Source organism: Vibrio sp. D431a, assembly GCF_030248655.1.
Taxonomy (GTDB): domain Bacteria; phylum Pseudomonadota; class Gammaproteobacteria; order Enterobacterales; family Vibrionaceae; genus Vibrio; species Vibrio alginolyticus.
Window position 1 is genome coordinate 115,891 of the sequence record NZ_JAHGAP010000002.1, and the last position, 24,269, is coordinate 140,159.

A 24,269-nucleotide genomic window follows, 5' to 3' on the forward strand; every position below is an offset into this window, starting at 1 on the left:
TTTGCCAAGGGCGCGAGCTAGTCCATTCCTATAGGGGAAGAATGATTTAGCTTAAATCGACGTCTTTGCAGCCAAAGAAGTAAGTCGCGAGGAAGCCGACGATGTAAGAGATAAGCAGTCCGGCAACAAACACCATCATGCCCGGGAAGATGCCATTTTCAGATGTCATGAGAGGAATCGCCACGATACCGGACGGGCCAAACACCGTATTAAGACCAACTGGTAAGCCAAGGTAAGAAACTAAACCGATAAAGAAGCCGCCCGCAGCACCACCAATACAAGCGGTAACGAATGGTTTTACGCGTGGTAATGTCACGCCGTAAATCAATGGTTCGCCAATGCCTAGAAGACCCGGAATAATAGCGCCTTTAACTTGGGTGCGCAGTAGAGCGTCTTTTTTGGCTTTGAAATACAGCGCCATTGACGCGCCAACCTGACCGCCACCTGCCATCGCCAGGATAGGGAATAGCGAGTTAAAGCCCTGTGCTTCCATCAATGCGAAGTACACTGGAACAAAACCCTGGTGGATGCCAAATACCACAGAAATTAAGAACAAACCTGCCAAGATTGCAGCGCCTAATGGGTTATCGTTCAAGTTGAGGAACAACCAAGACATCCCTTTAAACAGCTCGCCGCCGATCGGCATGATGATCAAGAAGGTTACCGCACCCATGATCAACAGAGTGATAACGGACGTTAAGATCATGTCCAGATCATCTGGCATGTATTGACGAACCTTACGCTCGACTTGTGCACCGATGATCGCTGCTAAAAGTACGCCGATAATGTTGCCGCGCGGATCAATCGCAAAGCCGAAAAACTCGTTCATGCCAGAGTAAATGCCGGATGTAGCCTCTGGGTTGTAACCCAGCACAAACAAAGAGGCGAGAATGGCACCATTAACACCAGAGCCGCCAAACGCTTGCTGCGCGTTGTAACCAATCAGAATACTTAAGAAAGCAAACAGACCCTTACCAAAGACTTTCATGTAGGCGATCAAATCCAACATAAACTGGCTTGGTGTCTGGTCGAGAACAAACATCTGTTCCAATAACGTCGCAAAACCTAGCAACAAACCAGCGGCAATAAAGCCTGGGATCAACGGCGTAAAGATAGTGGCAAACTTGCTTAAAAAACGCTGAACCGCACTGGTTTGCTTACTCTTCATCTGTTTTTTCTGCTCGGCTGCGACGGCAGAAAGATCTTGTTGCGGCATATCTGCTTCTTCACTGTCACCAGAGGTTAAGCTGTCGATCAATTGATTCATCATCTCAGCCGCTTGTTGAGCTTTTCCGGGACCGAGAATGATCTGAAACTGCTCATCGCTTTCCACCACACCCATTACGCCGGGAATTTGCTTGATAACTGATTGATCAGCCAAGCCATTGTTGGCGAGCGATAAACGCAAACGCGTCATACAGTTACCACATTTGCTTACGTTGCTACTGCCACCCACTGCGGACAGCAACTGCGATACTGTGTTTGAAGTTATTTTTGCCATAGGGTCTATCCTTCAGAACTCGGATTATTTAGTTATTATTTAGTGCTGCGCGAATAAAGCCGTTGTGCGCGGCGAGGCGTGATTTGGCTTGTTCGGCATCCAAATCGGCCAAAATCATTAAGATGGCGGTTTTGCAGTGGCGACCGCAGGCATTTAATGCTCGCTCTGCTTCTTCTTTTGATGCGTCGGTTGCTTCCACAACAATGTTGGTTTGGCGTTGTATGAGCTTGGCGTTAGTGGCTTCTACATCCACCATTAAGTTGCCAAATACCTTACCGCTACGAATCATTGCGCCTGTCGTGAGCATGTTTAGCACCAGTTTTTGTGCGGTGCCGGCTTTCATGCGAGAAGATCCAGTGACAACCTCTGCGCCAACTATCGGCAGAATCGCGATGTCGGCCGCTTCTGCCATGGCACATTCTGGATTACAGGCGATAGATGCGGTCGTGGCTCCGATGGATTTAGCGTAGTCCAAACCACCTAGTACATAAGGTGTACGGCCACTCGCTGCAATGCCTACAACCACGTCATGCTTGGTGAGGTGAAGTGCTTTTAAGTCGTCTTGACCCATTTTCGCGTTGTCTTCTGCGTTTTCTACCGCTTTTAAAATCGCTTGATGTCCACCAGCAATTAAGCCAATCACCATATCTGGATGCGTGCCGTAGGTAGGAGGACACTCGCTTGCATCAAGAATGCCTAAGCGGCCTGACGTACCAGCTCCCATGTAAATTAAACGGCCACCATTTGCAAAAGCTTGGGTAATTGCGTCAACTGTCTCTGCAATTTGTGGTAGCACCGCTTTTACCGCGAGCGGGACTTTTTGATCCTCTTCATTAATGACTTGCAGCATCTCGATGGTCGAAAGCGTATCGATCTCGGCACTGGCTGGGTTACGGCTTTCTGTCACCAATCTGCTTAAATCAATCTTCATGTTTTGCACTCTTCGTAATGTTCAATCTGAGGGCGATTTTATGGAATAAAATATTCAGGTTTGGTGATAAAAATCACACTTGAGGTTATTCTTTATGCAGGAGAAATTTGGAATAATGAGAGAAAATATACGTCTATTACATCCGGGATTAACTGTCTTGGTTAGAATAATCAGGGGGTTAAATCAAACGCCTATTATTTCTGTTTTGGAATAATTTATTTAAAATTTTTGAGGTTTTTGTTGTGTCAGTTATCAATAGGATAGTCGCGAGGCGTACTCAGCTTTCGCAAAGTGGTCGTTTGGTTGGCGATTGGATTGTTGAAAACGCAGAAAAGGCGGCGCTGCTCACTAGCCAAGAACTTGCGGCGCAAGTAAAAGTGAGTCAATCGAGCATTGTGAAATTTACTCAGCGTATCGGCTTTAAAGGTTACAGCGAGTTTAAATTAGCTCTGAATGAAGAGATTGGCCGTAAGCATGCGATGCAGTCGACACCGCTGCACAGTGATATTTTGGCTGACGACCCCATTGCGGTTATTTCACAGAAACTGGTGAAAGCGAAAACCGACGCTATGTTTCAAACCACCAATACGCTGTCTTACGAAGCGTGTCACCAAGCGGTGAAATGGTTGAGTGAAGCGCGTCGAGTGCAAGTGGTCGGGATTGGGGGCTCTGCACTGACCGCGAAGGATTTAAGCTTTAAACTGCTTAAACTTGGTATTACGGCGCTTTCTGAACAAGACAGCCACGTGCAGATTGCTGTTGCCCGCACGCTCTCTCCAGAAGATGTTCAGATCGCAATCTCGTTTTCGGGTGAGCGCAAAGAAATTCTCGTCGCGGCAGAAGCGGCAAAAGAGCAGGGCGCGAAGGTGATTGCGTTATCTGCGCCTGGAAGAAGTCGCTTGCGCGGTATTGCCGATATTACGTTTGATACGATTGCCAATGAAACGGAACATCGCAGCTCATCCATTGCTTCGCGTACCGCGCAAAACGTGATCACCGATTTGCTGTTTATCATCTTGGTTCAGCAAAGAGACGACAGTGCCCGTCAGTTGATCAGCGATATCAGTACCGACATCAAACAGATCCTCACATGATCGCTTGTTTAACAGCGGACTAGAGATCCGGATCGTGCCTCAGCAAAGCAATAAAAGCAGAGAGATGTTTTTCAATGGTGAGATCGGCAGAAATCGCTGGTAACTCCAACGTGATGCAAGGTAAATCACGTTCACTACACCAAGTGCCGAATGAGCCGGGTGTTTCGTAGTCGACATCGTCAACGATTGGCAGTTGAAACTGCTCGCCGAGCCATTTGGCAAGGTCGGAATGTTTGGGATCATCCACAAACGCAAGCGGTTCATGAAACGACACCACAAACTTTGGCTTGCGCAGTTCAATCAAGTTAATTAATGCGCTAACTTCAGGCTCTAGTTGGTTTTTAGTGCCAGTTTTCACCTGTACGTCTCGAACGGGTGTGTGAGAGCTCCATCGATACACTGTGCCATGCTCAGTCCAATTTTGGGTTGGAAACGCGCGATTGAGATCCACTTGGTTTGCATTTGCGCGTGTGCCTAGTTGGTTGCCGTCCGGATTCATTGACAGAATCACATCATGTCGTAAGTTATCAGCAGGCAAGCTTCTTAGCGCGCAGGACAAACCTGCAATCGAGGCCGTCTCGTCCCCGTGAGTGCCTGCCAAAATCAAACCTCGCGAAGCACTTTCGACTTGAGCCGGAAAATACAGTAATGGCGCACCAAGCACGGATTGACCGTATGATGTTGGCCGAATTAAAAATGCCGCTCTTTCCGTTCTTGGAATTAGACTCACCGTAATCTCCTGATTGATGAAGTAGTATCAATATCTAAGCTAATTACACCTAGCTAAACTGAACCGTTTAAACTCGTCAACGGTTGAAATGTTAATTGTGGCACTTGCTTCACAAGACGCGTTAGGAGAACGAAAAAAGATATGGATTTTAAAAAACATTCAACGGCGTTGCTGATTTCCTCTTTATTCACCCCTTTTCTTGCTACATCAGTTGCTGCGGAGACCTTACCTAAAGGCATTCAACTTGCCGCAGAACAGCATTTAGTACGTGCGAATGACGCAGAGGCGGCGACGCTTGACCCAGCGAAAGCCGAAGGTCTGCCAGAAATGCATGTGATTCGTGACTTATTTGAAGGGCTTGTGATTCAAGATCGTGACGGAAACATTATTCCCGGTGTGGCAGAATCATGGGAAACCAACGACAACCAAACCTTTACTTTTCACTTGCGCAAAGACGCGAAATGGTCGAATGGCGAGCCTGTGACAGCGGATGATTTTGTCTATTCACTGCGCCGAGCGGTAGATCCGAAAACCGCTTCTCCAAATGTTTGGTATCTCAAACTCACCAAGATCAAAAACATCGCCGATGTAGCAGAGGGCAAAAAGCCTTTGGACGATCTCGGTATCAAGGCAGTGGATAAATACACCCTACGTTTTGAGTTGGACAGTCAAGTGCCGTACTTTGTTGCTATGACTGGGCACACGTCCATGATGCCAGTGCATCAAGCGACAGTGGAAAACCGCGACAAGCCGTGGAGCGATCCAGACCAATTTGTTAGCAACGGTGCATTCACATTGGATAAGTGGGTCGTGAATGAGCGCATTGAACTGGTTAAGAGTCCAAGTTACTGGGACAGCGCAGATACGCATCTAAACAGAGTGACTTACATTCCGTTTGAAAACCAAAACGCGTCTATCAATCGCTATGCGGCAGGAGAGCTGGATATCACGTCAGATGTGCCGACTCATATGGCGCAGAAGCTTAAACAAGATTACAAGCAGGCTTACACGGTGGTGCCATTATTGTGTACGTATTACTACGCGTTCAATACCACTCGTCCGCCATTTGATGATGTGCGAGTGCGCCAAGCGGTGTCGTACTCCATCATGCGCGATGTGATTACGAATGGTGTCACGCAAGTGGGTAACCTTCCTGCTTATACTTTTGCGCATCAGTACACCGCAGGGTTTGATGCGACGCCGCCTGAATACAGTAAGTGGAGTCAGCAACAACGTGACGAGAAAGCGCGTCAGTTGTTAAAAGAAGCGGGTTACAGCCAAGACAAGCCGCTCGATTTTAAATTGCTGTACAACACCAGTGAGGCAAACAAATCGATCGCGGTTGCGATAGCGTCGATGCTACAAAAAAATCTCGGTGCACACGTGGAGTTAGAAAACCAAGAGTGGAAGTCGTACTTAGTGGCGCGTAAACAAGGCAATTTCGATGTGATGCGCGCTTCCTGGTGTGGTGATTACAATGAAGCGTCTACTTTCCTGAGCTTACTTCGCTCAGGTTCTTCGGGTAACTTTGCACGTTACAGCAGTGAAGCGTACGACAACGCGATGAACAGTGCATTGGCTGCAACCAATGAGAAAGCACGCCAAGGATTTTACGACCAAGCTGAACAGTTGCTGGCGACAGATATGCCTATCGCGCCAATCTATTACTACATGCAAGCACGTTTGGTTCGTCCTACGGTTGGCGGTTTTGCCAAGAACAACGTAGAAGGTCGTATCTACTCGAAAGACCTCTACATCAAGAAGTAGCGCTCAAAACAAGCGATAAATATGAAGCCCCGAAGATGTATCTTACGGGGCTTCTTTTTATTGTTAGCGAGTGGATAGCTTATTCACGAGCATAGCGACTCGTTTGCCAAGATACTCCGCCGTTGCAACATCAGAAGCATGCAACTGACCACCTTCACCACCTTGTGCAACAATACCACCTTGTACACCATAACGATTCAGGTTTTGCTCCCCAGAATTGCTGATCTTATCCAACCCGATCCACATCATGCCGTGTTGGTTAGCGAGCGTTTGTAGATATTGTAATGTGCAAGATTGGTCGCCATTCATTGCCCCACCACTGGTAAAGCCAGCCGCGATTTTGCTCGCCCATTTTTGGTAATACCAAGATTCACTGCTTGCATCTGCAAATGCTTTAAACTGCGCTGCTACACCGCCCATATAGGTCGGTGAGCCAAAGATAATCGCATCACACTCAGCAAGTTCATCCATTAGTTTAGGGTTCACAAAACGTCCCTCAATAATCTCATTGCCTTCAATTCGGTGAGAGAGGATTTCACAGTCATCTTGCTGCTTAATGCCTTGTTGTTCAACGCCTGCGGCAATCGCGCGAGCAAGCTGACCAGTAACGTCGGTTTTAGAGAAATAAATAATCGCAATTTTGGACACAATGGTTCCTTTTTTCATTGTTGATTTTTAATCGTGCGACTAAGGCTAAAACCTCAAGTTAAGTTGAGGTCAACACTAAAACTTAAAAAGAAGTGCATTAAAAAGCCGATGTAGATACATCGGCTTTTTAGTGGGTTATTTCTTTCTGCGAGTATAAATCCGAGATTTTACTTTACTTGGCTCTGGCTTGTTTTTCGCCAGCTTTAGCACTGCTTTTTGCAAAATCTGATTGTTTGGGTAAGTGATTAAGTTTCCGTTGTCGTGCTTAATTAACACGTGAAACATACTGATTTCTTGAATCTCACCGCAGATGTCTTCATCTTTATCTACGACTTTAATTCGGTCACCCACTCGGTATGGGAAGACAAAAAAGATCAAAAAGCTGGCAGTGATGTTGCTCAGAATTGACCACTGCGCAATAAACGCCACACCTAATACGGCAAAAATGGACGATAGGAACAAAGACACATCGCCATAGCCAATACCTGTGATAATGGCAAAAATAGAGGCGGTCAAAAATAGCAGCGCGACATTGAAACAGCGCTGAATAAAACTCAAACGAGCCTTTTTTACACCTTTCGTTGTTGCCAAATTTAGGATGGCTCTATTTACAATCCTCTTCAGGATGCGATACGCGATCAGGACAAAAATGCCCATCAATAGTTTGTAACCGAGGGAGCCCGTAGTGAAATACTGGCTCACTTGCTCTAATTGGATCCAATCATTCATTTCTTCATCTCGACGATATCTAGAAAGCGGCTTTTATAGCTGATTTTTTGCTGTAAGTAATCACAATTTTTCTTTACACCATTTGTCTCTGTGTTGAGGTACTACAGAGTACTATATTGGTTAATCAAAGACTTAGTGAGCATTGCGAACTCTTTGGCTTTATTACTTATATTCAACCAAAGCTGACGTGATTTTGAAAAGAGCAATCTTTGAGCTGTATCCCATATCCGACATTCTATGACGCTAGTTCCTTATAAACGAGCTGAATATGACTTTTGTCCTGATAACCTAAGGTGTATTAATTGAAATAGCTTTTAGGGCGTTGAAAAATGGAAGAAGATGAAAAGGCGATTATGATTTTATTCGTGATTGTTGGCCTTGTACTCGTTTGGGTCGCGCTTGAAGAACTTAAATATCTCGGGCTCCCAATAAAATAAGCCCCGTTAAACACAAGTTAAACGGGGCCCTTGTCTTTTATCAATGTGAATTCAGGCTAGCTAACCGCACGCACTTTGCCTTGTTTCAAATCGTTCAGCACTTGCGCTTTAGGGCCATCTGCAATGATGCTGCCTTTTTCCATCACAATTACGCGATCAACGATGTCGAGCATAGACGTTTTATGCGTAATCAGAATCAGCGTTTCACTAGGTTTCAACTGTGCTAATTGATGTTTAATGTGCATCTCTGAGCGATTATCCATCGCACTGGTTGGTTCATCCATTAGTAGAACAGGAGGACGACCCAAAAATGCACGAGCGATCGTGACTGCTTGACGTTGACCACCCGAAAGCATTGCTCCACCTTCACCAACTTGGCGTTCTAAGCCCGCTGGGTCAGATTGCGTAAACGCAGTAACACCGGCACGATTCGCTGCGTCTAGTACGTCACGGTCATCGGTTAATGGGCGACCTAGCGTAATGTTGTCGCGGATAGAACCAAAGAACAGATTCGAATCTTGCGGCACACAACCAATATTACGGCGAATGTCGACATGATGCAGCTGTGCGATGTCGGTATCATCAATGCGAACATGACCTTCCGTCGGCTGATACAAGCCCATGATGAGACGCTCTAACGTGGTTTTACCCGAACCGATACGGCCTATGATCGCTACTTTTTCGCCTGGGTTAATGGTCAAGCTCAAATCTCGAATCGACGCCACCGGTGAATCTGGGTAGTGGAAGGTCACGCGTTCAAGTTCAATTTTGCCTTGTACTATTGGACGGTGAATGTAACGTTTACCTTCTTCTTGTTCATCCGGCATTTCCATGACTTGATTGATAATTGTCATAGAAGACTTCGCTTGGTTGTAGCGCGTAGAGAGTAAGGATAACTGAACCAAAGGACCAATCGCGCGGCCGCTAAGCATGGTTGCGGCAATCAAACCACCCATGGTTAAGTCGCCCTCTGCAATCAAGTAAACGCCTAGGATGATCATCCCTACGTTACTACTTTGCTGCACAAAACCTGCCGCGTTTTGAATGCTATCCGTAATTCGGCGGCTTTTTATATTCCAGTTCGCCATGTGCGCAACTGCCTCTTCCCAGCGGTATTGGAATTGGCTTTGCGCACTGAGCATTTTTACGGTTTCTAACCCAGCCAAGCTCTCTATCAAATTGGCATATTTTTGCGATGCTAGGCGTGAACCCTCCTCAATGGAGCGGCGCAGCGGCCCTTGTATCAGTAGCGAGTGAATAATCAAAATGACCACGCCCACCATCGGTACATACACAAGATCGCCAGCCATTAGCCATATAATCACTAAGAATAAAATGGCAAAAGGCAAATCAATGAGAGCACTGACGGTCGCTGAAGTAAAAAACTCTCGAATAGATTCGAATTCTTGTAAATGGCGAGCGAAGGCACCGACCGAAGGCGGCTTCGATTCCATTCTAATCCCCATCACTTTGCTGAACAGTTTGGATGAAATCAGAATGTCAGACTTCTTGCCCGCCACATCAATGAAGTAATTTCTCAGCGACTTGAGAATGAAGTCGAACAGGAACACGACAAAGATGCCACTTGCTAGTACCCATAGGGTTTCAAACGCAAGATTCGGAACCACTTTGTCGTACACCAAGCGAGTGAATAGCGGAGCGGCAACCGCAAAGAGGTTGATGAGAAGTGATGCGATTAAAACATCGCGGTAGATGCGTTTTGACTGCCACAAGGTTGACCAGAACCAGTGGCCTTCGTTGGTTTTGAGCACTTCGGGAGAGCGCTCATCGAAACGGAATTGCTTTTTAACTAAAAAGTACCGACCAGTGTATTGCTCAAGTAGGTCTTCTAATGGAATAGAGATCGGCACCATTCCACTTTCTAGGGTGGTGACTTCGGCCTCGCGTTTCTCCATATTGATGCTGTTGAGAACGCAAGAGTCACCGCCTTTAAGAACTAAGATTGCCGGCAGAATTAGGCTGGAGATGCTCTCCAGCTCTGCGCGGTTTTCCTTGGCAACCAATCCGGCCCTTTCCGCTGCTCTTGGTAGCAAAAATGGGGTCAGTTTACCGTCAGATAGCGGTAGTCCGTTGACTAGCGCTTCTGGCGAGTTAGCTAACCCATAGTAACGGCTAACGTAGATGAGCGAATTCAGTAAAGGGTCTTTCATCGTTGATAAACCTTTTTATTCCTTGTCGACGATGAATCCTTGGAATACCTCAACAAAGTGTTCAGTGAGGAAATCCAACTGGATTTGAGTTTCGATACGCGATGCGATAGTCGTAATACCAAGGTTGTGGGCAGTACGAGAGATCGACGTTAGCGTGAATTTTTGTTTTTCGTCGTGCAAGTTGTGTGTGAATAGGTAATCGAGCTTCACATAGTTCGGGCGGAACTCTTGGATGTATTCCAAAGATTGGAAGTTACGTCCGTAGTTATCTACGCCGAACTCAGCACCTGATTGGCGAATGGCATTACATAACAGTGCTGTGTGGTGAGGCTGATCGATAAAGCATTCCTCTGGAATTTCAAAGTGTAGCTTAGAGGCCACTTTGGCGTGTTTTTCCAGCATGCTAGTTGTCCAGCGAATAAACGATGGTTGAGACAAGCTGCTTTGCGCGATGTTAATCGCGACTGGGTCATTAAGTTCACCACTTTCTAGCATCTTAATCATTGATTCAATGACATACTGGTCAAAGATGTTGGTGGCGTCTAACTGTTCTAGTGCGAATAGGTATTGATTCGCACGATACGTTTCACCATCTTTTTCGATGCTTGAAAATACTTCGTTGTGGAATACTTTACCCCATGTGTTTTTCGCAGCTTGGAAACGGAATTTAACCCAATCACTATGAATGGCTTCTTCAACCAACGCTTTCCATTGCTGTTTACCCATCAAACTAGAAGGTGTATCACTGCCAATGAAGCCGTATGGCTTGTCTGGTTGCGCTTTGGCTTTCGATAGTGCGTTGTCCACCATCGAGAGGATTTCAGAGCGCGTTTTCTGATCTTTGCTGTGTGCAACCCCTAGTGACGCTTTAGGTTTTGCTAAGCCTGTTGGGTCAGTATTTAGGCCGTTCACACAATTGACGATGCTGTCCGATAAAATGCGTAACTCGCTCTCATCCATATGAGGGAAAAGCAAGCCGAACTCATCACTAGACAAGCGAGCAATAGTGGCTCCCGGTACATCAATGGTGTTTTTCAAACGTTGAGACAGTTCTTTAACGTGGGCATCTGCGCGTTGGTAATCTTTGGTCTCGTAAATGTCCCCAATGTATTCAGCATGGAGTAGCGCGATACCCCCTTGCGTTTGCTCTGCAAGCCATTGGTCGATTTGGTTGATGTAGAATGAGCGGTTACCCAATTTAGATATAGGATCGAGGTAAGCCTGAGCACGCAGACGTTGCGCCTCTTTGGCTTGCTCTTTGAATGATAGCTCGATTTGAGCAGACATCATGTTAATGCCATCTACCACCGCGATAAGATCTTTGGTTCTTGGACGAGCAAGCGGTTCACCAAATTGGTTATTCGCGATTTCATGCATTTTATTTACGATGGCCGTTAATGGTTTTAGCGAGCGACGTAGGATGTATGAAATTGCCACTAAACCAGCTAGAAAAATAACACTGAATACAGACAGCAAGCCAATAAAACCTTGCCAGAGCTGCTCGTAAGCTGCGCCTGGGTGGCTAATGATTTCTACTTCGGCGAGCTGCATCCAACCACTGGTCACAACACGCTTATCGTGAATCGCTTTAAATAGATTCATGTCGATAAACCATTGTGGCACCGTACTTGGTTTAACTGGGTAAGTACGCACGATCTGGTAGTCAGAATCTAATGCTGTAAGACGAACAACGGAGTAGGTGCTGCCGTCAAATAGAGCATTAATCACGGACTCAACCGCGACTTTATCTTTGTCCTTTAGGTAAGGAGCCAGTGCCAAACCTACGGTGTTAATAGTGTTGTTGACCTCTGAACGTTGCTGTTGCTCCAAGCTGTCTCGAGTCGTGTTGAATTGGATTACGAATACTGATGCCAACAAGAGTATAAAGACCGTAACCATCCCCACCACAAGCTTCTTATATAGGGTCATGTTTCTCACTCGTCATAGTTAATTTTAGGTTTATTTAACTGCAACTTACGTTCGCGCGAGCGTAAGTCATTCCAAAGGCTCAACCGTGATGCTTTCCCTGCTAGCTCTCCAGTGCTAGCAGATGACTTCATCAACCACAGGTTTGTACCATTAAAACTGTATATCGGTAGCAAGTCGCTACGCTTAGAGGCTCGGACAATGTCAGGATTGATATTATCGAGAATGAGCGGCTCAGAACTTGGGGTAGGGTAGTAAGCTAATACCATGTGAAACTGATTCAGTTCGATGGCTTTTACGTATATTAAACGCATCTTTGAATCTGGTATTCCTAGCTCGAGTAAAGAGAAGTACTTAGCAATAGTGAAATCTTCACAGTCTCCTGCGTTACTCCCTAAAAATTCGAGTGGCGTAGCCCAATAATCTGTCTTTCCCCACAGTTTTATGTCGTCAACGAAATACAGCTGATTAAAAAAGTCGTTAACGCCAGCGAGCTGTTCATGAGTCTCTAATTGTTTAAATAAGTCGAGGTTCTTTCGCCATGTATTTACGCGCAATCCCGCACGTTCGCCGTACACCGCTGTGACCGTATTGACCCATCGTTGTTCTTTACTGTTCAGCGCACCAAGTTGGAACGACAAACAACTTAAGCTGATTAATAATGTAACTTTACGCTGCAAATTGGATCGCATATTCGACTCGTATCACAAGTATACTCTTCTAGAGAGTTCGTCAGTGAGAAATAAGTGCTTTTTATTTAATCACTTATCGCTCAATACTCCCTATCGCGAGTATCTTAATGTGGTTTACTCCTTCAAGGCGTTCGTTTTGGCACTTAAAATCGGTTTAAGTAGATATTCCAAAACGGTTCGCTTCCCTGTGATGATATCGACCGATGCTGTCATTCCTGGAATGATTGGTAAATCTGCATCTTGACCAAAGTTTGTTTTTTCGGTGCGTACACGAACAATGTAGAAGCTGTTGCCTTCTTCATCTTGAGTGGTATCCGCGCTGATATGTTCCAACTCTCCCTCTAAACCGCCGTACTTTGTGAAGTCGTAAGCTGTAAATTTCACGATAGCATGAAGATCTGGGCGTAAAAATGCGATGTCTTTTGGCGCAATTTTCGCCTCTACCAATAGTGTGTCTTCTGTTGGTACGATCTCGACGATATCCATACCAGGTTGGATAACACCACCGACAGTATTGATGTTCAGTGTTTTGATTTTGCCTGTTACTGGCGAATTCACAACCGTTCGGTTTACTCTATCTTCCAAGCCCACCGCTGATTCAACCAAGGCAGATAACTGGTCTTGGGCGCTGTTGAGTTTCTCTTGCTGTTCAGAGCGGAATTTGAGTGCAACATCAATACGGTTGAGCATGGATTCTCGAATCGCTGATTGCAATACGGGAATCTTGAGCTCACTGGACGTCATTTCACGACGGGTATCGTTGACTTGGCGCTGTAATTTGAGCAGTTCAATACGAGGAACAACGCCCTCGTCTGCCAAAGGTTTGGTGATATCGAGTTCTTTTTTCGCGTATTGGTAGCTTTGACGCAAGTTCCTTACTCGTGCTTGGATCTCTACCAAGTCCTGCTGCTTTTGCTGCACTTGTTGGTCAATAACAGAAAGTTGGTTGCGTAAATTATCTAGATCTTCGCGATATTCTGCTTTTTGACGCTGTGTGAGTTGAGGTCGAGTCTCTTCCAAGGTTGGTGGGAAGGTCAGTTTACCGTAATCAAGTAGTACACTTTGACGCCAGTTTTCCGTTTCAAAATCACGATTAACGGCAACACTGTTAATAGAAGCGGATAGTTGCAGCACAGATGCGGTAAGGTTGGCAACTTGTTGCTCACGTTCACGAAAATCCGAACGAAAGCGGGTGTCGTCGATAAGCAGTAACTGTTGGCCTTTTTCAACCAACTGACCTTCTTTGACCAAGATTTCTTTGACTAAGCCACCTTCTAAGTTTTGGACTACTTGTATCTGTGAGGAGGGAATCACTTTGCCTTGACCAACCGTGACTTTGTCGATTTCAGCCCAAGATGCCCAACCTATTGCTGCAATGAAAAATAGAACCATAACCCAGAGCATAAAACGCGCGCTGTTGGGGGTATTGAGGAGCAATGCTGCAGTTTTGTCATCAACAAAATCCAACTCTTCATCGTTGAGTTTGTTGTAGTTATCTCGGCTCATCACAGTCCCTGCTTATATAATTACGGATTATCTTTTTGATCTTATTATTATTAACCGATCATGTCAGCATGCTCGGCTAATAAAATATGAGAAGAGGGTTATTCTCTCTTCAAATGAGCTTTCTTACACTTTCTAAATCAAACAAAAGCATAATTAGCGCCGGAGTATAGCTATTACGCCTTGAACTTGGCTTTATCCAACTGATGTTTTTTTAGTTTGTCGTACAAGGTTTTGCGTGATACCTGTAATTCTAGTTGAACCTCTTTGAGTCTGCCGCGATGTCTTTGCAATGCATCGAATAACAAGCAATATTCAAAGTATTCTGTGCGCTGAGTCATACTCTGAATTTCAAGACTTTTCTCACTATTCCAATCTTCCATTCTAAAAGTATCTGGCTTGAGGGCACGAAGTTCAGCAAATTGGCGTAGCTGCTTAACGTTTTCTGGCCATTCGAGATTGGTGAGGTGTTTGACTTCTTCTAGGCTGATATGTGGTGGCTGTAACTGATATCGGCTCGCGGTGTGGCGCACAAAGTGCTTGTATAAAGGCCCTATATCTTCCTTTCTTTCATCGAGCGTCGGTAAGTGAATTAGAGTCGCCAGGGATTTTAGAGGCGGCTCGGCTTGGGTGGTCGCGCCAAAAACACGTTCAAGTTTTGGGTGCTTGAACAAGTATTCCCATTGCTCAAATGATACATGCTCTGCGCTATGTAAGTACAAACTGCAGTGGCGTTTTCCTTCACTTAAGCGGTGTATGGCTTTGTCGAGCGCTTCTAATGAAAGCTCATAGAGGTCTTCACCAGAAGCGGCGATTAGCTCACTATCCGGTGTTGCATGTATGTCGTGGGCAAATTGTGCGGCGAGCCGGCGACCTGTACCATCTTGACCTACAAAAATGAGCGGCTGGCTTGTAGGCGCACTGATTAAGGCGCGACGAATACTAACCATGGCCTTACTGTGACCAATCATTTTCGGACCAACATGAGTTTGCATGTCGAGCTCTTTCTTAAGCCAGATGTTTTCTTGCAACAAGTTCAGTTTATCGCTGGCATTGTTGAGCGATTTCATGAGCTGTTCCGTTGAAAACGGTTTTTCTAGAAAGTCGTACGCGCCGCTTTTCATCGCATCTACCGCGGTTTTCACATCTCCATGTCCAGTAAGTACGATGAATTGAAAGTGATCGTTTTTGCTTCGCAAAGTTCGCATAAACTCCAAGCCATCCATCACGGGCATATGGATATCGGTAATGATAATCGCAGGCGTATTTGAGTCGATTACGCGTAAGGCTTCTACTGCGTTTGGTAAGCAGGTGACGTCTATACCTTCAATCAGCAGGGCTTGAGACACGGCATCACGAATGTGTGGTTCGTCATCAACAAAGAAAACTGGGTTATTCATAGTCGTTTTCCACTTCTGGGGTACGTTTATTCTGATTGACTATTGGTAGCGTCACGATAAAGGTCATCCCTCCTGCTTGTTGTTCTGTGTTCTGATGTTTATAGGCACAGAGGGAGCCGTGATAGCTCTCTATAATCCGCTTGGAGATTGTTAAACCTAATCCAAGACCCTCCGGCTTAGTCGTAAAAAATGGGTCGAACACTTTTGCTAGGGCTTCGTCTGACATCCCTGGTCCGTTATCGGAAACAAGAATGTCGCAACTGTCATCATGACACTGAACAGCAATGGATATTTGCGGATCGATACAGTGGTTTTCCATCGCTTGTGCGGCGTTGTGGAAGAGGTTTATCAGCACTTGTTCTAATTCAACGCTGTGAATGGCCAGCTTCACATCATAGTCGATGGCCGGAACTTTTAGTGTTACTCCTTGCTTAATAAGCTTGTTGCTCAAAATGCTGGTGGCAGTATGTACCGCGTCGTGCAGTACTGAGATTTCATTGTGTGAATCGTGCGTGGCTTTCCGAGTAAAGACTTTTAAGCGGGCAATGACTTCCGAAATGGTGTCATTGAGTGTCAGCATTTTGCCCAAATTGTCAGCGACCATTGGGTATTTTTCCATTGCCAACAAACGCTGCGAGTTTTCGGTATAGGTTCTTAGTGCGGAAAGTGGCTGATTTATCTCATGATTAATACTGGCTGATAGCTCGCCCAACAGTGCCAATTTCGCGGCTTGCGTCAGTTCTTGTTGTGTTTGTTTAAGCTCTTGTTGGCTTTGCTCATATTGGCGGATGGTCTGTTGTAGTTTTTGGTTGGCTTCACTCAGAACTAGTGTCCGTTGCACTACTTTTTCTTCTAGGCTCACATTGAGATGGGCAAGGCGTGCTTTGTTAACTAGGGTTTGGAACCACGCTAACGCAATTAGAGCAATGAGCGCATATAAGATCAGGAAGACGATATCGGCCTGTAAAACGGCGGCAAGAACGCTGTTGTGGTTAATTAAGGCAACGACGCGAAACCCTTTATCCAATAAGTGTGTTGCGTATGCGAGGTAATTTGGTGATAGAAGCAATTGATTGTCATCAAACTCCGTGACACCACTGTGTGCCGTCAACTCACCAAAATATTCGGGCAAGGTATCGCCATATTGACGCGTTTCGGTAAGTTCAATTATTGCACTCGATGACAGTGGGAAAAGTGCACGATAGCGCCAGTCTGGTAAATTGCTCATAAACACGACATTGTGTTTATCTGTAATGAGTACGTCAGTCGTGGTTTGCGAAAGGCGCTGTTCTAATTGCTCCAAGTTCACTTTTACTGTGATCACGCCAACGACTTCCTCATTTACCCACAGCGGAGATGAGAAGAAGTACCCACGTTTATTCGAGCGCACGCCTAATCCAACGTATTGAGCGGGCTCACCGCGTCGCGCATTTTTAAAATAGGGGCGATAGCTAAAGCTAGAGCCAACAAACGTATCTTCTTGCTGAAAGTTACTTGAGGCAATGACTAACCCGGTGCGGTCATGAACGTAAATCGTATCGGCCAAACTTTGCTTCAACCAATCTGATAACAGTAGGTTGAGCTCTTGAGAGGGCGTTCCGCGCTCTACTGCTTTGAGTAGTCTTGGGTCGTGACTTAATAGGTTTGGTATCTGTTCAAACTTTGCCAGTTCGTAGTCCACTTCTTGTGATACTTGCGCGGCTTGTCTCTCTAGCTTTTGTTGCCATTGATCATGTTGGTATTGAGTTGCGTAATGATGAGTAAGCGCAAGCCCTGAAATGCCAACGGCACACAGTAGCAGTAAAAAATGACGTAGGGCTTTGGGGTTGAGTAAGTTCACGATCGGCTCACTGGTTTTTTGTGTCATGGTATCAAATGACGCACTGTGATGCTGTGAGCGGCAACGATAACAAGCACAATGATGTCCTTGTATTTCCTCAGTATCGGGAGCACAATCGACAAAAACGAGTGAAGGAGTAAAGATGGAACTTGCTGATATTCGTCGTGAGTACACCAAAGGTGGGCTGCGTCGTAAAGATTTGAAAGCTGATCCTATTGATCAATTTAATCTGTGGCTAGAGCAAGCAGTTGAAGCGGGTTTAACGGACCCGACTGCGATGACAGTTGCAACGGTTGATGAAAATGGCATGCCGTTTCAACGCATTGTTCTATTGAAAAACGTCGACAAAGATGGTTTTGTGTTTTACACAAACCTAGGCAGTCGCAAGGCCCAGCAGCTAGAGCATAACAGCAATATTAGTTTGCACTTCCCTTGGCATCCGTTAGAGCGCCAAGTTCATATTACTGGTGTGGCTGAAAAGCTTACCGCCGTAGAGAATATGAAATACTTTACTTCTCGTCCTAAAGAGAGCCAGTTGGCCGCAATCGCGAGCAAACAAAGTAGCCGTATTTCTGCCAGAGGTGTGTTGGAAGGTAAGTTTTTAGAGCTAAAACAGAAGTTTGCTAAGGGTGAAATACCAGTACCAACCTTTTGGGGTGGCTTTCGCGTAAAACCAAAGAGCATCGAATTTTGGCAAGGTGGCGAACATCGCCTTCACGATCGTTTTCTTTTCTCCCAGCATGATGGAAGTTGGGACATTGATCGTCTAGCGCCATAGGCTTATGGTCCCTCATGAATAAACAAACACCGCCGAATTGGGGCGGTGTTTTTGTAGGTAGAAGCGATGCGAATTATCGCTCTCCATTCAACACAACCGATAATTGATGCTTAAGCAGCGTTTTGGGTACAACAGAGCCGTAGCCTGCTTCCATTGCTTTATCTATTAGCTCGTTCTTGCTGTTCGCTGCAAACTTATTACGTAAGCGTGCGACGTGACCTTCAACGGTTTTTGTTGATATGCCCATGACCTGAGAGATAAATTGAGGCTTTTTGCCATAGAGCAAGAGGAAAAGCGTTTCTTGCTCGCGGCATGTGAGCTTCTCTGGTTTTGGTTGTAAGTCAGAAAAACGAAAGATGGATTGTTGATTTGGGTTGGTACTGATTGCACGACAAACCCAATACCCGACTTCAATCACGGCGGTGTCGGTGAGTTCCCTTCCGTAGAAAATGGTGCCTACGATGTCGCCTTTGTCATCTCGCCACGGTGTTTTAGTAAATATATGTGCTCGCCAGCGGCCATCTGGATAAGGGTGGATATCCAGAATTTTTAGTGACTCGCCAGTTTCGAGAACATGTTTATCTTGGCGTTGAAATTCTTGCGCGCATTCAGTGGTTGGGCTGGCCATATCAAAATCAGTTTTACCCAAGCACTCCTCGGGCGACGTGTGCCCTAACAGTTCTGCGTATTCCTGGTTTACGTATAGGAATACCGAATCTTTATCTTTGCATCCCCAACAACCTGGTAGCTGTTTAAGGAGGGATTGTTCTATGGTATCGACTGAAATATTCACAAAAGGACTCACTACATACTGCTTTTACCAATACAGAGACGTCCGTGTTACATGGCTCGTATTGATGTTGCCAAGTAGGCAGTTACGTTGCTAGAACACGTTCGTTGATTGGCGCTCAATCCAATTAAATTCAAGGTGTTCGATGTTTTCGTCAGGTAGTCATAGACAACGACGAAATGGAACGAAGAGTTTAATTGGGAAAATGGTCTGTTTCATTACAGATATGTGCGCTCACGGATGTCCGCCTAATGTTCGGCTTACAACTCGTATCGTCCTTGATCATGCTTCCTACAACTCAGTTGTAATGTGGTTGACGTTCATATCACTTGTGAGCGAAAGAGCAGCACCTAAGCATATGAGAGGGACAGTGAGACAAACGCTATGATATCAGCTTATGCCATTGTTTTCATTGTTGAGAAGCGAAAAAAAAAGCCAGCCTGAAGACGGGCTGGCAACACAAGATATAATCTTGTCGACGTGTAGAAGAGGTTCTAAATTACCTAGCGAGGGTCTGCTAAGTAAGTTAGAGGTATCAATGAGATACCGAGAGCTTTAGATCGTATGCATCTTAAAGCTCGATAACTAATGTATTGAATCAGAAGCATATTAGTAAGGGGGGAAATCCCTCTATGTTGAGTTTAAGAGTGGGTTTCGATCCGTTTCAGGGACGAGTTATCTAATATGGAGCACGGTGTTTTACAAAATAACAGATTGTTCGGTAATAAGGATCTTTACATTGATTGATTATGTATACGTAAGGTGTTGCCTATCTATCCGTTTTTGTTAATAAAATTGGTTGCTCACTGACCGTAAATTAACCTCGCATGATCATCGTTCCGGAACTATGATCATGTAAATGAACTTGAGCATGCTGATTTGATCTTGTCGATTGAGTTGGGTAAAAGTTGCAACCCAACAAAGAAGGTATATGATGCGAAGACGTAAGCTGACCGTGTAAAGACGACTGTTTAAAATGAGTGATTCAGATAACCAAAAAATCCTTTCATATCAAGAGATTATGCTGCCAAAGCCGGCGGAGCTGATCACACTTCCGTCTTATATGGATTGCCACGATCATTCTTATACGCAGATCGTGATTGGTTTAAAAGGGCAAGCCGAATTTGAAGTGCGCGGGCGAGGTAATCTTGTCGGCCCTGGTCAAGGTTGTGTGGTCACCGCATGCTCTGATCATGCTTTCGGTGGCGTCATCAATCAATCGGATATTTTGGTGCTGAATATGCCCAAACCGACAAATGATGATCCCGAAATGCTTCAAAAAATCAATAACCTGGAGAGAGACCATGTCTACTTCCAGTTAGATAGTCAAATTCAGAAGCTGATACAGATGTTGGTTCAGGAAATGCGAAACCATCCGGATGACCTGCTGTTAAGTCGTGCGTGTAACGACACTGTGATTGCGTTAATGCAGCGCCATATCTCGGCATTTGAGACCAGTCGAAAAGAGTCGCGCTTTGATTTGGAGGCGATTGATCGTTACATTGAGCAGCACCTGAGTCATAAGATTAGTGTGGCTCAATTGGCCGGGCGAGTGTTTCTTGGGGAAAGTCAGTTCCATTGCTTGTTTAAAGAGCAGATGGGGATTACACCTCATCAATATGTTCTCGGAAAGCGAATCGACATGGCTCGTGAATTAATCGAGCAAGGGCACCTTTCTTTAGGGCAAATTGCCGAGTTTACTGGCTTCTCAAGCCAGAGTACTTTTACTCATACTTTTACTCGCTTACAGGGAATATCACCTTCCCGTTATAAAAAACAAGTTGGATAACAATGCGTTTTTTAGGTCAAATAATCATCAATTAGAATAAAGCCATGCACTATGCATGGTTTTTTTATGTTTTATTCACGTGACCTATCTCTCGTTTTTTTAAATTCTCTGTTCTTTGCAGTGGCTGATATGCCACTTGATCCTACATTTTCTCTTAGAACGAGCTCTTCACAAAAATCTTATTGATATTCTTGATATTTTGTTGTGAATGCAATGAAAAAATTAAAATTTACAACACAAAATATTACCTATTTGAATGTGACTATGTGGATGTTTTGTTATAAAAGCGAGTTTTTGGCAAAAATGTCGTAGTTTTTGACAAGTATTCTTATCGGCCTCAAAATACACTGCCAGCCATTGATAATCCTCGAAGCGGTTTTCGAGGAGTGAGATTGAGGAACACACATGTTTACAGCTACGAACGTGTTGACACCGGAATTTATCGGGCAGCCGCTTGATAAGTTGTGGTCACTGATCTCGCCATTATATATGGTGGACGAGTCTCAATGGCTAGAGCAACTATTGCCACTAGCGACGCCGACAGAGGATGAAAAATCGGCGATCACTACCCAAACGACCCACCTTATCGAAGCCATTCGTGCCGATAAGAAGTCAATCCAGATGATTGATGCTTTATTGCTGGAATACAGCTTAGATACTCAAGAAGGTATCTTGCTGATGTGTCTTGCAGAAGCATTAATGCGCATCCCAGATGCCGCGACAGCAGATTCTTTGATTAAAGATAAGTTGAGTGTCGCAGACTGGAAATCTCACCTGAAAAACTCTGACTCTGTGTTTGTTAACGCATCAACATGGGGCCTCATGCTAACAGGTAAAGTGGTTGGTCTTGGTGAGCAAGGCACCCAGAGCCCAGGTCAGGCTGTAAACCGTCTGGTAAATAAATTCTCTGAGCCTGTGATTCGTAAAGCCATGTATCAGGCAATGAAGATCATGGGTCACCAGTTTGTTCGTGGTCGTACGATCGAAGAAGCGCAAAAGAACGGTCGTCCAATGCGCGACAAAGGTTTCACCTACTCATTTGATATGTTAGGTGAGGCGGCGTTAACTACAGCGGACGCGAACAAGTACTTCAAAGATTACCTAATGGCGATCGAAGCGGTGGGTCGCGAGACTTACGGTAACGACACCAGCCCTGCGCCTTCGATTTCCATCAAGCTTTCTGCATTACACCCGCGCTACGAAGTCGCAAATGAAGAACGTGTAATGACAGAGTTGTATGACTCACTAATGCAGCTATTGAAACGTGCAATTGAAGTCGACGTTGCAATCACAATCGATGCAGAAGAAGCGGATCGCCTTGAGCTTTCTCTGAAGCTATTTGAGAAAGTGTACCGTAGCGATCTTGTGAAAGGTTGGGGCAAGTTTGGTTTGGTTATTCAAGCCTACTCAAAACGTGCGCTACCAGTCTTGGTGTGGCTAAATGCACTCGCAAAAGAGCAAGGTGACGTTATTCCTCTGCGTTTGGTTAAAGGCGCGTACTGGGACAGCGAAATCAAGTGGTCTCAACAAGCGGGTTATGCAAATTACCCAGTATACACTCGCAAAGAAGCGACGGACGTTGCATACCTAGCTTGTGCTCGTTTCCTACTTAGCGAAGGTGTTCGCGGTAATATCTACCCACAATTTGCAAGCCACAATGCTCACACAGTTACGGCAATTGCTGTCATGGCGGAGCACAAAGAATACGAGTTCCAGCGCCTGCATGGTATGGGTGATTCACTGTATAACCATGTTATGAAAATGTACGGTCAGCCAGTACGTATTTATGCTCCTGTCGGTAGCCATGCTGATCTTCTTCCGTACTTGGTTCGTCGTCTGCTTGAAAATGGTGCGAACAGCTCGTTTGTACACCGTCTAGTTGATGCGCGTTGTCCGATTTATGAGTTGACCCATCACCCTGTGGATGTGTTGACGGGTTTTGACACGCTACACAACGACAAAATTCCATTGCCTGCCGATATTTTCCCTGAGCGTAAGAACTCATATGGCGTCAACATTGACATCGACAGTGAAGCGAAGCCATTTGAAGCTCAGGTCGAAAGCTTCATGGACAACCAGTGGGTTGCAGGCCCGATGATCAATGGTGAACGCTTTGCCGAAAGCATGATCAAGGAAAATGCGGCTGAGATCATCACCGCACCATACGATCGCCGAATGGAAGTCGGCAAAGTGGCATTTGCAACTCTTGATCACGTTTCCGCTGCAATTGATGCGGCGCAAAGTGCTTTCTCTGATTGGAAAGGTGTTCCTGTTGAGCAAAAAGCGGCTTGTTTAGAAAAGCTTGCTGACTTAATGGAAGAAAATCTGGCTGAGCTGGTGGCGATTTGTCACAAAGAAGCGGGCAAGACGATTCACGATAGTATTGATGAAGTTCGTGAAGCAGTGGATTTCTGTCGTTATTACGCGAAACAAGCGCAAAACCTACAGCCATTTGAGCTAGAAGGCTTTGACGGTGTGAAACGCATTTCTAGCCGTGAAGGTCTTGGTGTGTTTGTGTGTATCAGCCCTTGGAACTTCCCGTTGGCTATCTTCCTTGGTCAGGTAACGGCAGCACTGATTGCAGGTAACACTGTGGTTGCAAAACCTGCTGAGCAAACAAGCTTAATTGCCGCTCGTGCTATTGAATTAATGCTTGATGCTGGCTTCCCTGCAGGTGTGATTCAGTTACTTACTGGTCGCGGCGCTGAGATCGGTCATGCACTGACTTCTCATGATGCTATTGCTGGTGTGGCATTCACTGGCTCAACGGCAACGGCGCAACGCATTAACGTCACGCTCGCGGAGCGCAGCGCGAAACCGGTTCCGTTTATTGCGGAAACAGGTGGCCAAAACGCAATGATTGTGGACAGTACTGCATTGCCAGAGCAGGTGGTGCGTGATGTGATTCGTTCGGCGTTTGCATCTGCTGGTCAGCGTTGTTCTGCCCTTCGTGTTCTATTTGTACAAGAAGATGTAGCAGACCGTATGATCAACCTGATTCAGGGTGCGATGAATGAACTGCATGTTGGTTTACCTTACCTACACAAAACAGATGTTGGTCCGGTTATCGACAGCAATGCAAAACAAAAACTCCTCGCTCACCTTGAGCAAATGAGCAAAACACAGACTAAAGTCGCTCAGCTACAGCTGGATGAATCGTGCCAGCATGGTGACTTTGTCTCACCAAGTGCGTTTGAAATCTCGGGCATCGATGTGCTGAAAGAAGAACAATTTGGTCCAATCTTGCACATTATTCGCTTTAAAGCGTCTGAATTACCGAACGTGGTTGCGCAGATCAACAAAACGGGTTTTGGCTTGACGATGGGTATCCATAGCCGTAACGAAACCACGTACCGTTGGATTGAGAAACATGCTCGAGTAGGTAACTGCTACATCAACCGAGACCAAGTTGGCGCTGTGGTTGGTGTACAGCCGTTTGGTGGTCAAGGCTTGTCGGGTACTGGCCCGAAAGCTGGTGGTCCACACTACCTATTCCGCTTTACTCAACATCTTCTTGCTCAAGCAGAAAACGCATAAGGAGTC

Annotated in this window: 17 protein-coding genes; 5 read left to right on the forward strand and 12 right to left on the reverse strand. The window is 45.5% G+C overall.

What is annotated here, in order from left to right; genetic code table 11:
- Positions 1 to 46 precede the first annotated feature (46 nt).
- Both murP and murQ read right to left on the reverse strand, forming a co-directional pair.
- Positions 47 to 1,501: a PTS N-acetylmuramic acid transporter subunit IIBC gene (gene murP / locus KJB35_RS02825; RefSeq protein WP_025500819.1), complete on the reverse strand. Its 1,455-nt coding sequence runs from the start codon at positions 1,499 to 1,501 to the stop codon at positions 47 to 49.
- A gap of 28 nt (positions 1,502 to 1,529) precedes the next feature.
- Positions 1,530 to 2,432 (reverse strand): N-acetylmuramic acid 6-phosphate etherase, encoded by a 903-nt coding sequence (murQ, locus tag KJB35_RS02830; protein ID WP_017635657.1) that lies wholly within the window; start codon positions 2,430 to 2,432, stop codon positions 1,530 to 1,532.
- Positions 2,433 to 2,674: 242 nt separating this feature from the next.
- Between murQ and KJB35_RS02835 the strand changes: the two genes are divergently transcribed.
- Complete coding sequence (locus tag KJB35_RS02835; protein ID WP_005383578.1) at positions 2,675 to 3,526, forward strand: SIS domain-containing protein; 852 nt, start codon at positions 2,675 to 2,677, stop codon at positions 3,524 to 3,526.
- A 19-nt stretch (positions 3,527 to 3,545) separates the two neighbouring features.
- Here KJB35_RS02835 and mpaA read toward each other — a convergent pair whose 3' ends face one another.
- On the reverse strand, positions 3,546 to 4,256 hold the full coding sequence (mpaA, locus tag KJB35_RS02840) for a murein tripeptide amidase MpaA (protein WP_053350131.1): 711 nt from the start codon (positions 4,254 to 4,256) through the stop codon (positions 3,546 to 3,548).
- Between the two features lie 141 nt (positions 4,257 to 4,397).
- Here mpaA and KJB35_RS02845 point away from each other — a divergent pair, with 141 nt between their 5' ends.
- Positions 4,398 to 6,023, forward strand: coding sequence for an ABC transporter substrate-binding protein (locus tag KJB35_RS02845; RefSeq protein WP_054578583.1), 1,626 nt, complete (start codon positions 4,398 to 4,400; stop codon positions 6,021 to 6,023).
- A gap of 63 nt (positions 6,024 to 6,086) precedes the next feature.
- Here the strand turns inward: KJB35_RS02845 and KJB35_RS02850 are convergent, their stop codons facing one another.
- From KJB35_RS02850 to KJB35_RS02885, 8 genes are all read right to left on the reverse strand, one after another.
- Complete coding sequence (locus KJB35_RS02850) at positions 6,087 to 6,671, reverse strand: flavodoxin family protein (RefSeq protein ID WP_053350133.1); 585 nt, start codon at positions 6,669 to 6,671, stop codon at positions 6,087 to 6,089.
- Between the two features lie 135 nt (positions 6,672 to 6,806).
- On the reverse strand, positions 6,807 to 7,400 hold the full coding sequence (locus tag KJB35_RS02855) for a mechanosensitive ion channel family protein (RefSeq protein WP_042522270.1): 594 nt from the start codon (positions 7,398 to 7,400) through the stop codon (positions 6,807 to 6,809).
- Positions 7,401 to 7,893: 493 nt separating this feature from the next.
- Positions 7,894 to 10,008, reverse strand: a complete 2,115-nt coding sequence (locus KJB35_RS02860) for a type I secretion system permease/ATPase (RefSeq protein ID WP_005374556.1) — start codon at positions 10,006 to 10,008, stop codon at positions 7,894 to 7,896.
- A gap of 15 nt (positions 10,009 to 10,023) precedes the next feature.
- Positions 10,024 to 11,937 (reverse strand): EAL domain-containing protein, encoded by a 1,914-nt coding sequence (locus KJB35_RS02865; protein WP_005383568.1) that lies wholly within the window; start codon positions 11,935 to 11,937, stop codon positions 10,024 to 10,026.
- Between the two features lie 5 nt (positions 11,938 to 11,942).
- The gene (locus tag KJB35_RS02870) at positions 11,943 to 12,626 is read right to left on the reverse strand and encodes a transglutaminase-like cysteine peptidase (protein WP_005374561.1); all 684 of its coding nucleotides are present in this window, start codon (positions 12,624 to 12,626) and stop codon (positions 11,943 to 11,945) included.
- Between the two features lie 114 nt (positions 12,627 to 12,740).
- The gene (locus KJB35_RS02875) at positions 12,741 to 14,132 is read right to left on the reverse strand and encodes an HlyD family type I secretion periplasmic adaptor subunit (protein WP_005374562.1); all 1,392 of its coding nucleotides are present in this window, start codon (positions 14,130 to 14,132) and stop codon (positions 12,741 to 12,743) included.
- 173 nt (positions 14,133 to 14,305) lie between these two features.
- Positions 14,306 to 15,529, reverse strand: coding sequence for a sigma-54 dependent transcriptional regulator (locus KJB35_RS02880; protein WP_017634536.1), 1,224 nt, complete (start codon positions 15,527 to 15,529; stop codon positions 14,306 to 14,308).
- Positions 15,522 to 17,396: an ATP-binding protein gene (locus tag KJB35_RS02885; protein ID WP_213907525.1), complete on the reverse strand. Its 1,875-nt coding sequence runs from the start codon at positions 17,394 to 17,396 to the stop codon at positions 15,522 to 15,524. Before KJB35_RS02885 ends, KJB35_RS02880 begins: the two co-directional genes overlap by 8 nt.
- Before the next feature lie 115 nt (positions 17,397 to 17,511).
- On the opposite strand from KJB35_RS02885, the gene pdxH reads away from it, so the two are divergent.
- Positions 17,512 to 18,147 carry a pyridoxamine 5'-phosphate oxidase gene (gene pdxH / locus KJB35_RS02890; RefSeq protein ID WP_005374570.1) on the forward strand — a complete coding sequence of 212 codons (636 nt, stop codon included), beginning with the start codon at positions 17,512 to 17,514 and terminating at the stop codon, positions 18,145 to 18,147.
- Between the two features lie 73 nt (positions 18,148 to 18,220).
- Here pdxH and KJB35_RS02895 read toward each other — a convergent pair whose 3' ends face one another.
- A complete protein-coding gene (locus tag KJB35_RS02895; protein ID WP_017820063.1) occupies positions 18,221 to 18,940 on the reverse strand; it encodes a PAS domain-containing protein in 720 nt (239 codons plus the stop codon).
- 973 nt (positions 18,941 to 19,913) lie between these two features.
- Here KJB35_RS02895 and KJB35_RS02900 point away from each other — a divergent pair.
- Positions 19,914 to 20,726, forward strand: a complete 813-nt coding sequence (locus KJB35_RS02900; protein ID WP_025768702.1) for an AraC family transcriptional regulator — start codon at positions 19,914 to 19,916, stop codon at positions 20,724 to 20,726.
- Between the two features lie 405 nt (positions 20,727 to 21,131).
- A complete protein-coding gene (gene putA, locus KJB35_RS02905) occupies positions 21,132 to 24,263 on the forward strand; it encodes a bifunctional proline dehydrogenase/L-glutamate gamma-semialdehyde dehydrogenase PutA (protein ID WP_213907526.1) in 3,132 nt (1,043 codons plus the stop codon).
- Positions 24,264 to 24,269: the final 6 nt, after the last annotated feature.

Coding starts and splice junctions, on each gene's coding strand:
- murP (WP_025500819.1), bottom strand. CDS start 1,501: ATGGCAAAAATAACTTCAAACACAGTATCGCAGTTGCTGTCCGCAGTG.
- murQ (WP_017635657.1), bottom strand. CDS start 2,432: ATGAAGATTGATTTAAGCAGATTGGTGACAGAAAGCCGTAACCCAGCC.
- KJB35_RS02845 (WP_054578583.1), top strand. CDS start 4,398: ATGGATTTTAAAAAACATTCAACGGCGTTGCTGATTTCCTCTTTATTC.
- KJB35_RS02855 (WP_042522270.1), bottom strand. CDS start 7,400: ATGAATGATTGGATCCAATTAGAGCAAGTGAGCCAGTATTTCACTACG.
- KJB35_RS02860 (WP_005374556.1), bottom strand. CDS start 10,008: ATGAAAGACCCTTTACTGAATTCGCTCATCTACGTTAGCCGTTACTAT.
- KJB35_RS02865 (WP_005383568.1), bottom strand. CDS start 11,937: ATGACCCTATATAAGAAGCTTGTGGTGGGGATGGTTACGGTCTTTATA.
- KJB35_RS02870 (WP_005374561.1), bottom strand. CDS start 12,626: ATGCGATCCAATTTGCAGCGTAAAGTTACATTATTAATCAGCTTAAGT.
- KJB35_RS02875 (WP_005374562.1), bottom strand. CDS start 14,132: ATGAGCCGAGATAACTACAACAAACTCAACGATGAAGAGTTGGATTTT.
- KJB35_RS02880 (WP_017634536.1), bottom strand. CDS start 15,529: ATGAATAACCCAGTTTTCTTTGTTGATGACGAACCACACATTCGTGAT.
- KJB35_RS02885 (WP_213907525.1), bottom strand. CDS start 17,396: ATGACACAAAAAACCAGTGAGCCGATCGTGAACTTACTCAACCCCAAA.
- pdxH (WP_005374570.1), top strand. CDS start 17,512: ATGGAACTTGCTGATATTCGTCGTGAGTACACCAAAGGTGGGCTGCGT.
- KJB35_RS02900 (WP_025768702.1), top strand. CDS start 19,914: ATGAGTGATTCAGATAACCAAAAAATCCTTTCATATCAAGAGATTATG.
- putA (WP_213907526.1), top strand. CDS start 21,132: ATGTTTACAGCTACGAACGTGTTGACACCGGAATTTATCGGGCAGCCG.